10 protein-coding genes are annotated in these 13142 nt (G+C 68.1%); 7 read left to right on the top strand and 3 right to left on the bottom strand.

The features are described 5' to 3' along the window. The first annotated feature begins 24 nt into the window (after positions 1-24). The 3 genes from BES08_RS10070 (at position 25) to BES08_RS10060 (ending at position 7142) form a co-directional block, all read left to right on the top strand. Positions 25-1173, top strand: coding sequence for a glycoside hydrolase family 68 protein (locus BES08_RS10070; protein WP_069708214.1), 1149 nt, complete (start codon positions 25-27; stop codon positions 1171-1173). A 16-nt stretch (positions 1174-1189) separates the two neighbouring features. Then, a complete protein-coding gene (locus BES08_RS10065; protein ID WP_008829251.1) occupies positions 1190-2092 on the top strand; it encodes an ROK family protein in 903 nt (300 codons plus the stop codon). A gap of 316 nt (positions 2093-2408) precedes the next feature. Beyond that, positions 2409-7142 (top strand): NAD-glutamate dehydrogenase, encoded by a 4734-nt coding sequence (locus BES08_RS10060; protein WP_008829250.1) that lies wholly within the window; start codon positions 2409-2411, stop codon positions 7140-7142. A gap of 55 nt (positions 7143-7197) precedes the next feature. Here BES08_RS10060 and BES08_RS10055 read toward each other — a convergent pair whose 3' ends face one another. Continuing rightward, positions 7198-7662, bottom strand: a complete 465-nt coding sequence (locus tag BES08_RS10055; RefSeq protein WP_008829249.1) for an Lrp/AsnC family transcriptional regulator — start codon at positions 7660-7662, stop codon at positions 7198-7200. A 106-nt stretch (positions 7663-7768) separates the two neighbouring features. Here BES08_RS10055 and phhA point away from each other — a divergent pair, with 106 nt between their 5' ends. From phhA to maiA, 4 genes are all read left to right on the top strand, one after another. Continuing rightward, positions 7769-8623, top strand: coding sequence for a phenylalanine 4-monooxygenase (phhA, locus tag BES08_RS10050; protein ID WP_036526326.1), 855 nt, complete (start codon positions 7769-7771; stop codon positions 8621-8623). Beyond that, a complete protein-coding gene (gene hppD, locus BES08_RS10045) occupies positions 8620-9720 on the top strand; it encodes a 4-hydroxyphenylpyruvate dioxygenase (protein WP_008828271.1) in 1101 nt (366 codons plus the stop codon). Before phhA ends, hppD begins: the two co-directional genes overlap by 4 nt. 77 nt (positions 9721-9797) lie before the next feature. Continuing rightward, a complete protein-coding gene (locus tag BES08_RS10040; protein ID WP_069708213.1) occupies positions 9798-10352 on the top strand; it encodes a VOC family protein in 555 nt (184 codons plus the stop codon). A 5-nt stretch (positions 10353-10357) separates the two neighbouring features. Then, positions 10358-11023 carry a maleylacetoacetate isomerase gene (gene maiA / locus BES08_RS10035; RefSeq protein ID WP_197524355.1) on the top strand — a complete coding sequence of 222 codons (666 nt, stop codon included), beginning with the start codon at positions 10358-10360 and terminating at the stop codon, positions 11021-11023. Here maiA and BES08_RS10030 read toward each other — a convergent pair. Both BES08_RS10030 and BES08_RS10025 read right to left on the bottom strand, forming a co-directional pair. Continuing rightward, complete coding sequence (locus BES08_RS10030; RefSeq protein WP_008828274.1) at positions 11001-11678, bottom strand: HAD family hydrolase; 678 nt, start codon at positions 11676-11678, stop codon at positions 11001-11003. The genes maiA and BES08_RS10030 overlap by 23 nt on opposite strands. A gap of 102 nt (positions 11679-11780) precedes the next feature. Continuing rightward, positions 11781-13034, bottom strand: a complete 1254-nt coding sequence (locus tag BES08_RS10025) for an N-succinylarginine dihydrolase (RefSeq protein ID WP_069708212.1) — start codon at positions 13032-13034, stop codon at positions 11781-11783. Positions 13035-13142 lie beyond the last annotated feature (108 nt).

The raw sequence follows: 13142 nt of genomic DNA, 5'->3' as shown, positions 1-13142 counted from the left end.
CAAACGATTGTACATCAGCCGCCCATGAACCCTCACCCTGCGACGCTCGAGTCATATCCCACCTTGCAATGGACGGCTCGGGATCTCGCCCGGCTACGGGACATTTCAATCCCGCGCGCGCCCGTCTTCACGCCTTCCGACGTGCGCCGGATTGCCGGGAATCTCGACGTCTGGGACGCATGGCCGCTTGCCTCCATGCACGGAATTCCGGTGCGCTGGCGCGGCGGTGAACTGTGGTTCGCACTCGCCGCTCCGGCCTTCGATGATCCGGAGGAGCGGCACGGCGCCGCGCGGATTCATCACTTCCACCGGATCGACGGGCAGTTCCGCCATATTGGCGCGACTTTCGAGGAAGGGTTCACGCCCGGCAGCCGCGAATGGTCCGGTTCGGCGCTATTCGAGGACGGAGTCGTGACCTTCTACTTCACCGCCGCCGGAGAGCGGGGCGAGACGGAGCCGACCTTCCGTCAGCGCATCTTCGCCTGCACGACCGGGCTGGCCGAGACCGGCGACGCGGTCTTCACCGGCTGGTCCGATCCGGTCGAGCAGGTGATCCCCGCCAATATCGTCTACATGACTCGGCACGACGGCACGGGCGAACTCGGCGAGATCAAGGCGTTCCGCGATCCCGCGCCGTGGCGGGCCGAAGACGGCGTGGATCACCTCCTGTTCACCGCGTCATCGGCGCGGCATCTCGGGCTTCACAATGGCCTCATCGGCTGCGCGCGGCGCGGCGATGCCGATCCGGAAGGCGGCGTGTTCGAGAAGAGGCCGCCTCTGGTCGATGCCACGGGCGTCAACAACGAACTGGAGCGCCCGCATATCGTCGCGCATGGCGGGCGGCTCTATCTGTTCTGGTCGACGCAGGCGAAGGTCTTCGCGCCCGGTATCGACGCGCCGACCGGGCTCTATGGCGCGGTCGCGGACGGGTTCGCGGGGCCGTGGCGCCTGCTCAACGGCCATGGCCTCGTCTTCGCCAACCCGCAAGGCGAGCCGTTCCAGGCCTATAGCTGGTGGGTGCTGCCCGACCTTTCCGTGACCAGCTTCGTGGATTACTGGGGGATCGACGATGCCGCAGCGAAGCGCAAACCCGAAGGGCGCGCGCACTTCGGCGGAACCTTCGCCCCCTTCCTGCACTTGCGTCTGGAGGGCGACGTCGCCACGCTGAGGTGAAGGACGGAGAGCGATCATGCACAAGCTCGCGGGGATCGAACTGGGCGGCACCAAGACCGTAGTGGTCCTCGGCGCGCCGGGCCGCATCGACGAGCGGCTGGAATTTCCGACTACCGACCCGGCGGAGACGCTCGGCCGTGCGGTCGAGGCGATCGAGGGCTGGCGCGACGACAAGCCGGTGGACGCCGTCGGCATCGCCAGCTTCGGCCCGATCCGCGTCTCGCGCGAGGCGGCGGACTACGGCACCATGCTCGACACCCCCAAGCTGGGCTGGGCGGGGGCCGAAGTGCGCGCCAAGGTGGCCGAGGCGCTGGCCTGTCCGGTCGCGCTGGACACCGACGTCAACGGCGCCGCCATGGCCGAGCACCGCTTCGGTGCCGGGCAGGGCTGCGAAACCATGGTCTACCTCACCATCGGCACCGGCCTTGGCGGCGGCGTACTGGTCGGCGGGGTGCCGGCTCATGGCATGCTGCACCCCGAGATCGGCCACGTGCGCCTGCGCCGCGCCGCTGCGGATCGCTTCGAGGGTGCCTGCGCCTTTCACGGCGACTGCATCGAGGGCCTGTTGAGCGGCCCCGCGCTCGCCGCGCGGCTCGGCACGCACCCCTCGCGCGTCGATCCCGACAACCCGCTGTGGGAGCCGGTTGCGCACGATCTTGCCGAACTGCTGGCGATGCTGGTGCTGACCGTCTCGCCCCAGCGCATCGTCATCGGTGGCGGGGTCGCCGGTCGCCAGCCGCACCTGCTGCCGATGGCGGTGGCGCGCATGCCCGGCCTGCTCGGCGGCTACTTGCGTGACTGCACGCGCGAGCGGCTCGCGGGCATGGTGGTGCCGCCGCTGCTGGGCGACGACGCCGGGCCGATGGGCGCGCTGCTGCTGGCGGCGAAAGCGTTCGAAGGGCATGTCGTGGCGGCTTGAGGTCGCGCTGGCCTACTCCCGACCCCTCCCGCAAGCGGGAGGGGAGAAGAAGAGATCAGCCCTCCCGCGTGCGGGAGGGTTGGGAGGCTTGGCCCGAAGGGCCTAGCCGGACGGGGTGGGCATCGCGCAGCCTCACCAAAACGCCCGCGAACGAATATTGCGCGGTCAAGAAATCGTGTTACACCCGCCACCCATTGAAAAATCCTGCCATCACACGGATGCAGGATCAGTCCTATCGGCCTATATGGTCACAAAGCCGCAGTCCTGACGCGCAAGAAGCAGGCACGGCACACGTTGGAAGATCGCGGAGAAAGCAATGAGCGCAGGCGAACTGACCGTCCCCAAAAAGGCTTCGAAGAAGCGGGGGGCTCTCTCGCCCGCCGCCTTGCACAAGGCGCTTGCCGGAGAGGTCTGCGACGCGCTGCTTCCCGGCGATGATCCGGAAGGATCGTGGATCGACGAGGCCGTGCGCTTCCTGCTCGCCACCGCCGAAGTGCGCGAGGCGGGCGAGCCGGTCATCGACCTGACTTCCGCCAGTGAGGAGCGCCGCATCCTGCGCATCGCGCTGATCAACGACGACATGCCGTTCCTCGTCGACTCGGCCGCCGCCGTGCTGGCCGAGGCCGGGCTGGTGATCGATCGCCTCGCGCATCCGGTCGTGCCCGTGCGCCGCGACGACAAGGGCCGCCTGATCGACATTCCCGCCGACCCGGCCGAGGCGACCGGCCGCGAGTCGATGATCTACATCGAGACGCCGCGCGGCGATGCCCGCCAGCGCCGCGAACTGCTGCGTGCGCTCGAAAGCGCCATGGCCGACGTACGCGCCGCCGTCACCGACTGGCCGCAGATGGTCGAGGCGATGCGCGCCGATGCGGACCGGATCGAGGATACCGAGGGCGCCGAACTGCTGCGCTGGTTCGCCGGGACCATGCTGACCCAGCTCGGCCACGTCACGCGGGGCCGGGACGGCAGCCGCAAGCAGCGCCTCGGCATCTGCCGTCGCCGCCAGGAGGACGTGCTCTCCGACGCCAGCTACGACCGCGCTTTCGCGGCCTTCGACGAGGCGCTTGCCGCAGGCAAGGTCAGCGCGCCGCTGGTGGTCAAGGCCAACCGCATCGCCACCGTCCACCGCCGCGTGCCGATGGACCTGTTCCTCGTCCCCGTGATCGAGGACGGCAAGGTCGCCGCGCTGTCCGTCCACGCGGGCATCTGGACCAGCGCCGCGCTCGCCACCCCGCCCGACCGCGTGCCGCGCCTGCGCCGCCACCTCGCCGCCTTCGCCGAGCGGCTGGAGTTCGACCCCAAGGGCCACACCGGAAAAGCGCTCGCCCATGCGCTGACCAGCCTGCCGCATGACCTCGTGCTGGGGCTGGGCGAGGCCGACGTCGAGCGTCTGGCGATGACCATGACGGGCCTTGTCGACCGTCCGCGCCCGCGCCTGCTGCTGACGCGCTCGCCGCTGATGCGCCATCTCTTCGCCTTCGTGTGGCTGCCGCGCGACCTGCTTTCCACCCAGATGCAGCGCCGCATCCAGACCATGATCGAGGAGGCCGCGCAGGCCCCGACGCTCGACTGGAGCATGCAAGTCGAGGCGGGCAACCTCGCGATGCTGCGCTATACCCTCGATATTCGCGACGGCGTGCACGAGCCTTCCGAAGAGGAACTGGACCACAGCCTCCAGACCCTGCTGCGCGGCTGGACCGAGGCGGTCGAAGCGGCGCTGGCGACGATGCTGGAGCCGGGCCGCGCGGCCGCAGTCGCGGGCCGTTATGCCGAGGCGTTCCCGATCGGTTACCGCACCGATTTCGGCCCGCACGAAGCCGCGACCGACATCGCCGTGCTGCGCCGCATCGCGGTCGGCGAAGGCACCGAGGGTGAGGCCGCCGCGCACCGCGACGTGCGCTTCCACAAGCGCGAGGGCGATCCTGAAACCTGGGTCCACCTCAAGATCTACCAGTCCGAAGGCGGCTTGCCGCTGTCCGATGCGGTGCCTGCGCTGGAAAACTTCGGCTTCCGCGTCATCGCCGAAGTGCCCACCGCGCTGGAGAAGGGCAAGCTGGGCGTGATCCACGACTTCGTGCTCGAAACGCTCGACGGCCGTGCCCCGGCTGAAGTGCTGGATCAGGCCGCCTCGATCGAGGACGCGCTGCGCGCCGTGCTTAACGGTTCGGGCGAGAACGATGCGTTTAATCGCCTCGTCCCCGGCCTCGGGCTCGATAGCGGCGAGGCGAACTGGCTGCGTGCCTGGTATCGCTACTTGCGGCAGGCGGGAACGCATTTCGGTATCCCCACCGTGGTCGATGCGCTGCAGGGTGCGCCTGCCGTCACGACCGCGATCATCGCGCTGTTCCGCGCCCTCCACGACCCCGCGTTCGAGGGTGACCGGGCCGAGGCGCGCGCGCGATCTGAAGAGGCTATCCGGGTCGGGCTGGCGAACGTCAACGCGATCAACGACGACCGTTTGCTGCGCGCCTATCGCGACATCGTGCTGGCCATGCTGCGCACAAATGCCTTTGCCGCAGCAGGCGAGACGGCGCTGGCCTTCAAGTTCGATTCCGCCCTTGTCCCGGGCCTGCCCAAGCCGGTGCCATGGCGCGAGATATTCGTCTATTCGCGCCGGGTGGAGGGCATCCACTTGCGCGCGGGACCGGTGGCGCGCGGCGGCCTGCGCTGGTCCGACCGCCGCGACGACTTCCGCGTCGAGATCCTCGGCCTGATGAAGGCGCAGCGCGTCAAGAACGCGGTGATCGTGCCGACCGGGGCCAAGGGCGGGTTCTATCCCAAGCAGTTGCCCGACCCTTCGCGCGACCGCGCCGCATGGGCGGCCGAAGGTCAGGCGAGTTACGAGGTCTTCGTCGACACGCTGCTGTCGATCACCGACAACATCGTCGGCGACAAGGTGGTCCACCCCGAGGGGGTCGTGATCCGTGACGGCGAGGACCCGTATTTCGTCGTCGCCGCCGACAAGGGCACGGCCAAGTTCTCCGACGTCGCCAACGGCATCGCCGACCGCCGCGACTTCTGGCTTGACGATGCTTTCGCCAGCGGCGGCTCGAACGGCTACGACCACAAGGCGATGGGCATCACCGCCAAGGGCGCGTGGCTCTCGGTCCAGCGCCACTTCCTGGAAATGGGCGTGGACGTGCAGGTCGATCCGGTCCGCGTGATCGGCTGCGGCGACATGTCCGGCGACGTGTTCGGCAACGGCATGCTGCTGTCGAAGGCGCTCAAGCTGGTCGCGGCCTTCGACCACCGCCACATCTTCCTCGACCCCGAACCCGATCCGGCGAAGGCCTGGGCAGAGCGCCAGCGCCTGTTCGACCTGCCGGTGTCGAGCTGGAACGACTACGACAAGGCGCTGATCTCGAAGGGCGGCGGCGTCTTCCCGCGCAGCCTCAAGTCCATCCCGCTGAGCGAGGAAGTGCGCGCGGCGCTGGACATCTCGGCCACCGAGATCGACCCGGATTCGCTCATCACCGCAATCCTCTCGGCGCCGGTGGACCTGCTGTGGTTCGGCGGCATCGGTACTTACGTGAAGTCCTCGGCCGAAAACAATGTGCAGGTCGGCGATCCCACCAACGACGCCTTGCGCGTCAGCGGCAACGAGCTGCGCGTGAAGGTGATCGGCGAGGGCGCGAACCTCGGCGTCACGCAGACGGGCCGCATCGAGTTCGCATCGAAGGGCGGGCGCATCAACGCCGACTTCATCGACAACTCGGCGGGCGTCGACTGCTCGGACAACGAGGTCAACATCAAGATCGCGCTCGCCGCCGCCAAGCGCGCGGGTAAGCTGCCCGAAAAGAAGCGCGTCGAACTGCTGCGCGCGATGACCGACGAGGTCGCGGCACTGGTGCTGGAGGACAACCGCCTCCAGGCGCTCGCACTCTCCATCGCCGAGCGGGGCGGGGCGCAGGCGATCCCCTCGCACATCCGCCTGATCGAGACGATGGAGGAAAGCGGCCACCTCGATCGCAAGACCGAGGGGCTGGCCGACAACGATGTGCTTAGCCGCCGCGTGCAGGACGGGCGGGGCCTGACCCGGCCGGAATTGGCGGTGCTGCTCTCCAGCGGCAAGCTGCAGCTTCAGGCCGCGATCGAGGACAGCGCGCTGGCCGCCGATCCGGCGCTGACCGGGCTGCTGCTCGCGGCGTTCCCGCAGCCGATGCAGGACAAGTACGGCAAGTTCATCAAGGGCCACCGCCTCGCGAAGGAGATCATCGCGACCAAGCTGGCCAACCGCATCGTCAACCGCCTCGGCATCGTCACGCCGTTCGAACTGGCGGAAGAGGAGGGCGCGCACCTCTCGCAGGTCGCTGCCGCCTTCGCGCTGGCGGATGGCCTGTTCGGGTTGACCGCGCTGTGGGAGACGCTGGAAACCGCGCCCATGGCCGAGACGGCGCGCGTTGCGCTGTTCGATACCGTCGCCGTCGCGGTGCGGGGGCACATGGCCGACCTGCTGCGCGCGGGCGCGGGCCAGATCGCCCCTTCCGAACTTTCCGCAAGGCTGCAGAAGGGCATTGCGGCGCTCTCGACCGACACGGCGGAACTTCTCGGCGAGCGCATCGCCGCGCATTCGCGCAAGCTGCGTGACGGGCTGGTCGAACTCGGCGCGCCCGAGGATGTGGCGACCGAAGTGGCGCATCTGTTCGACCTCGACGGCGCGGTGGGGATCGCCTCGCTCTCGGCCGAGACGGGGATTGCGCCGCGCCGTCTCGTCACCGCCTTCACGCGGGTCGGTGCGGGGCTGGGCCTCGACTGGGCGCAGGCTTCGGCGGCGCTCATGAGCCCGTCGGACCCGTGGGAGCGCTTGCTGGTTGCGGGCCTCGCGCGCGATTTCCAGCAGATGCGGCTGGACTTCCTGCGCGGGCTTGCCCGGACCAAGGCGGGCAAGAGCGATCCGCTCGCCGCCACCGAGGAATGGGGCCGCCAGCACAAGAGCGCCATCGATGCCTTCCGGGGCATCGTCCACCGCGCGGAGAATGCGGTGGCGATCACGCCCGCGATGCTGGCGCAGATCGCCAGCCAGGCGCGGAACCTGCTGGGGCGGTGATTCCGCCCACCCCCAACCCCTCCCGCTTGCGGGAGGGGTTGGGGGTGGGCCTTTTCTATATTTCCACCGGAACCGCGCGGTCTTCCTTGATCGTCTCCAGCACGATGATCGACTTCACGTCGCGCACCCCCGGGATCCGCAGCAAGGTGCGCAGCGTGATCTGCGAGAGATGCTCCACGTTGCGCGCGATCACCCGGACCAGATAGTCCATGTCCCCGGTCACCGCATGGCAGGCGATCACGTAGGGATTGTCGGCGATCGCCTGCTCGAACCGGGCGATGTTCTCGTCCACATGGGCGACGAGGTTGATCAGCACGTAGGCTTCCAGCTCGAAGCCCAGCCGCCTCGGGTCGAGCACAGGTGCATAGCCCCGAATCACACCTTCATCCTCCAGCCGCTTGATGCGGCGGCTGACCGGCGTTGCGGAAAGCGCCACCCGCTCCGCCACTTGCGCCACCGGCATGCGCGCATCTTCCTGCAACGCCGCGATGATCCCGCGATCGAATTCGTCCAGTTGCACGGATCACCTCTCTAGGCTGGTTTTATTGGGTGATTCCACCAATAGCACGTCTCTATGCCCTCGCAATCGCACGGAACTGAAGCGGGGCCTCTGGTATTGTACTCCTATGAAGAAGCCGTCGACGATCACGTCAAACAGCGGCCTTCGGGGAGAGTACGACCGGGCCGCCGACGACTATACCGTCGCGCAGGACTGGCATGCCTATACCCCGGAGATGCATGCGCGCTGGCGCCGCCTCTACGCGCGCCAGTCCGCGCTGGTCCGCACCCATGCCTGTGCATCGTTCCGCGAGGGGCTGGCACGGCTGGACTGCGCCGAGGGCATCCCGCGCTTCGCCGACGCCAACCGCGTGCTTCAGGCGGCGACCGGCTGGCGGCTGGTGGCGGTGCCCGGCTTCATCCCCGATGCGGTGTTCTTCGACCACCTCGCGCACCGCCGCTTCCCGGTGACCCGCTGGCTGCGCGAGGAGCACGAGCTGGACTATCTCGCCGAGCCGGACGTGTTCCACGATTTCTTCGGCCACGTGCCGATGCTGCTCGATCCGACCATAGCCGATTTCCTGGAGCTTTACGGCAAGGCCGGGGCGCGGGCGATGGCGATGGGCGCGCTGGACATGCTGGCGCGCATCTACTGGTACACCATCGAGTTCGGACTGGTGCGGGAGGACGGCGCGCTGAAGGTCTTCGGCGCGGGGATCATCTCGTCGGCGGGCGAGACGCGCTTTTCGATCGAGGACCGCGAGGTGCTGCGGCTGCCGTTCGACCCGGTGCGGGTGATGCGCACCAGCTACATGATCGACAGCTTCCAGAAGACCTACTTCGTCCTCGAAAGCCTGCCGCAACTGATCGAGGCGCTCGTCAGCCTCGATTTCGGCCCCGTCTACGAAACCTGGCGGCACGAACCGCCGTTACCGGCAGGCGAAGCGTTGCCGGAAGAAACCCCGATAGGAGCACTCGCATGACCGACCTTTTCGACAATCCCATCGGTCTCGACGGGTTCGAGTTCGTGGAATTCTCCGCGCCGGACAAGGGCGTGCTGGAGCCGGTGTTCGAGGCCATGGGCTTCACCCGGATCGCGCGCCACCGCTCCAAGGATGTGGAACTGTGGCGGCAGGGCTCGATTAACTTCATCACCAATTACGAACCCGGCAGCCCCGCGTGGTTCTTCAGCCGCGAGCATGGCCCGTCCGCCTGCGGCATGGGCTTTCGCGTGCGCGATGCGCGCGCCGCCTATGCAGAATTGCTGGCACGCTCGGCCGAGCCGGTGCAGGTGGCGACCGGGCCGATGGAACTGCACCTGCCGGGCATTCGCGGCATCGGCAATTCGATCATCTACCTGATCGACCGCTACGAGCGCGGCGGGGACGGCGCGCTGTCGATCTACGACATCGACTTCGATTACCTGCCCGGCGTCGATCGCCACCCGGCGGGCGCGGGCTTCGCGGAGATCGATCACCTCACGCACAACGTCTACGGCGGGCGCATGGCCTACTGGGCGGATTACTACGAGAAGCTCTTCAATTTCCGCGAGATCCGCTACTTCGACATCAAGGGCGAATACACCGGCCTGACCAGCCGCGCGCTGACCGCGCCCGACGGCAAGATCCGTATCCCGCTCAACGAGGAAGCCGAAGGCGGGAAGGGCCAGATCGACGAATTCCTGCGCGCCTTCAACGGCGAGGGCATCCAGCACATCGCGCTGATCTGCGACGATCTTCTCGGCGCGTGGGACAAGCTCAAGGCGCTCGGCGTGCCGTTCATGACCGCGCCGCCCGAGACGTACTACGAGATGCTGGAGGAGCGCCTGCCCGGCCACGGCCAGCCAGTCGAGGCGCTGAAGATGCGCGGCATCCTGCTCGACGGTACGGTCGAAGGCGGCCAGCCCCGCCTCCTCCTGCAGATATTCGCCGAAGCGCGCGTCGGGCCGGTGTTCTTCGAGTTCATCGAGCGGCGCGGCGACGACGGTTTCGGCAATGGCAACTTCAAGGCGCTGTTCGAGAGCATGGAACGTGATCAGATCCGGCGCGGTGTGCTCAAGGTTAGCGAGCCGGCGGAGTGACATGACCCACCCCCTCTCGTCATTGCTTCGCTACGCTCGCAATGACGGGGCAAGGGGGAAAGATCGGGAGAGAACCTATGACCAATACCGCACCCACCCTCGGCGGCATCCATCACGTGGCTTACCGCTGCAAGGACGCCAAGCAGACCGTGGACTTCTACCGCGACGTACTCGGCATGGATTTCATGCTGGCGATCGCCGAGGACACGGTGCCCTCCACCGGCGCGCCCGATCCCTACATGCACGTCTTCCTCGACTGCGGCGGCGGCAATGTGCTGGCCTTCTTCGAACTGCCCAATGCGCCCGACATGGGCCGCGACGAGGCCACCCCCGCATGGGTCCAGCACATCGCCTTCAAGGTGGAGAGCGAGGGCGACCTCGTTTCCGCCAAGGCCCGCGCCGAGGCCGCCGGGCTGGAGGTGATCGGCCCGACCCACCATGGCGTGTTCAAGTCGATCTACTTCTTCGATCCCAACGGCCATCGCCTCGAACTCGCCTGGCAGTTCGGCACCGTGGACCAGATGGCGTTCCTGCGCGCCGTCGCCGACGACATGCTCGACGAATGGGCGCGCACTCGCAAGGCGCCGCGCCATGCGGCGTGGCTGCACGAGAAGATCGCGGCGGAAAGCTGAGTGCCATGCTGCGGCTCCACGGCTACTGGCGCAGTTCGACGAGCTACCGGGTCCGCCTTGCGCTGAACCTCAAGCGGCTCGATCATGAGAACGTGCCGGTGAACCTGCTGGCGGGAGAGCAGCGGGGTGAGGGTTATCGGGCGCTGAACCCTTTCGCGGGCGTGCCGGTGCTGGAAGCGGACGGTGCGGTGCGGGCGCAGTCGATGGCGATCCTCGAATGGCTGGACGAGCGCTATCCCGAACGCCCGCTCTTGCCGGAGGGCATCGAGGAGCGTTTCGCGGCGCGCGAACTGGCCTCGGCTATAGCCACCGAACTGCACGCACCGCTCAACCTGCCGGTGCTGCAGTACCTAAAGCACGACCTCGGCCATGCTCAGGCGGACGTGGACTTGTGGTACTGGCACTGGCTGGAGAAGACCCTGACCGGCGTGGAGGCGCGGCTGGCGCAGCGCGGCTCGGGCGATTTCCTGTTCGGCGCGCCGGGCTACTTCGAGTGCGTCGCCTTGCCGCAGCTCTACAATGCGCGGCGCTTCGCGTTCGACCTCTCGGGCTATCCGCGCCTCACGCGGATCGAGGCGGCGTGTCTGGAACTCCCGGAATTCCTGGCGGCGCACCCGGACCATCAGCCCGAAGCGAGCGGGACGACAATCAGCCCTCGACCGGCGCCATGAGCAATTCGCGCAGGGCGTCGAGGCTGGGCAGAACGGTCGCTCCGGCAGCCGTCATAGCCTCGGTCGCGGGCAGCAGATCGGGAACCATGACCGTGGCGATGCCCGCCGAGGTGGCGGACAGCACGCCCGCGTAGCTGTCCTCGATGGCAACGCAGTGCGCCGGATCGACGCCGAGGCGCTCGGCGGCCAGCAGGTAGGGTTCGGGGTGCGGCTTGGCCTGCGACACGTCGCTGCGGGTGACGATGACGTCGAAGTAGCCGAGCAGGCCCGCCTTCTCCAGTCGCGGCGGCACCAGTTCGCCCGCCGTCGATGTGCAGAGCGCCAGCGGGATGCCCGCCGCGAGGAAATGTTCGAGGATCGGCACCGCGCCGGGGCGCAGGTCGACGCCTTCGTCCAGCATGGCCATGAACAGCGCGTCCGCCTCTTCATAGAAGCGCGCCAGCGGGAACTCGGGGCCCAGGCGCTGGGCGAGCATGACCTCGTTGAGATCGCGGCTGACGCCCACCATCGTATCGAGAATCTCCTCCCCCAGCGGCCAGCCGATCGCCTGGGACGTCAGCGCATAGCTGCGATGGTGCGCGGCCTCGGTGGCGATGAGGGTGCCGTCCATGTCGAAGATGGCGGCGCGGATGGGATCGGGGAAGGACTTGGGCATAGTCTCAATATGTAGGCGCGGTGCGGCGGGGCTATTGCAAAAAACGGAACTTGGCGGAGGGTTTGTGCAAGTGAGGCCACCCCGTCCGGCTAGGCCTGAACCTTACCCCGCGAGTTCCTCCAGCCCCAGTTCCACGCACAGGGCCGAGCGTGCTTCCACGCAGGCGGCCCACAGCGCCGGGCTGGCGAGGTCCCCCACCGCGATGTGCTCGGGCCACAGCCTTGCGACCAGTGCCTCGATCCGGTCCAGCTTTTCCGGCGTCGCGATGAAGCGCGGGTCTACCGTCGCCGGGTCCGCCACCACCCGCAGGCGCAGGCAGGCGGGGCCGCCGCCGTTGGCCATGCTTTCGCGCAGGTCGTGGACGAAGAGGTGGCGGATCGGGCCGTTCCCGGCGACGTGCGCTTCCAGCCAGCGCCAGACCGAGGGCGTCTCGCGCGCCTCGCCGGGGAGCACCAGCGCGGCCTCTCCCGAGGGCAGCGTCACCAACTGGGCGTTGAACAGGTAGGAGGTGATCGCGTCCGCAAGGCTGACCTCGGCGGCGGGGACTTCGACGATCTCGATCTCCGGCAGCTTCGCACGCAGCTCCGCATAGAGCGCATCGCGGTCAGCGAAAGCGAGTTCGTGGGTGAACAGCACCCGCTCGTTGGCCACGGCGACGACATCGTTGTGGAACGCGCCCGCCGCGATCGCCTCGTCCGACTGGCGGGCGAAGACAGTGCGCGTCGGCGAGAGGCCGTGAATGCGCGCGACGGCTTCGCTTGCCTCGCGATGCTGGCGGGCGGGGTAGGGGCCTCCGGTCACGCCATAGACGAAGACTTCGATGCCCGGCGTGTCGTGGCCCGCGCACAGCCGCATGTGGTTGGCCGCGCCCTCGTCGCCGAAGGGCGCAGGGATCGGCGCGTGGACGGCGAAGTGCGCCTCGTTTGCGAAGGCGATCTGAAGTTGCGCCAGCGTTTCGCGCCATTCGTGGCTGCGGTGAGGCATCGTCACGAGGTTGGCGACGGTGAGGTGGCAGCGTCCGTCCGCCGTGTCTGCCGCGGGCGAGACAGTCGCCGCGTTCGCCGCCCACATCGAGGAGGCCGACAGGGAGTTGGCGCGCAGGACCGCGTCTGCGGCCTCGACCGTGGTGCCGAGCTGGTGCAGCCACACCTCGTCGGGGCGGCGCTGGGGGAGGAAGAAGCCCTGCGCCAGCCCGCGCTCGAGATTGGCGCGCATCTTCGCCAGCCCCTGCAGCGCGGCGGTGCGCGGGGCGGACACCTTGCCGAAGTTCTTCGTCGAGGCGAGGTTGCCCAGGCTCAGTCCTGCATAGTTGTGGCTGGGGCCGACGATGCCGTCGAAGTTGATCTCTGTGCGCATGGAATTGAGCCTAGCTGGATGGGGTTATTGCGCAAGGCCCACCCCGCTGCGACTAGCGCGCGAGACTTGGCAGCTTGCTGCCTAGCCGCAGCGGGGTGGGTTAGGCGT

The sequence above is a fragment of the Novosphingobium resinovorum genome, assembly GCF_001742225.1.
Lineage (GTDB): Bacteria > Pseudomonadota > Alphaproteobacteria > Sphingomonadales > Sphingomonadaceae > Novosphingobium > Novosphingobium resinovorum_A.
The sequence above is the reverse complement of the archived record's forward strand: the minus strand, read 5'-3'. Positions and strand labels throughout refer to the sequence as shown.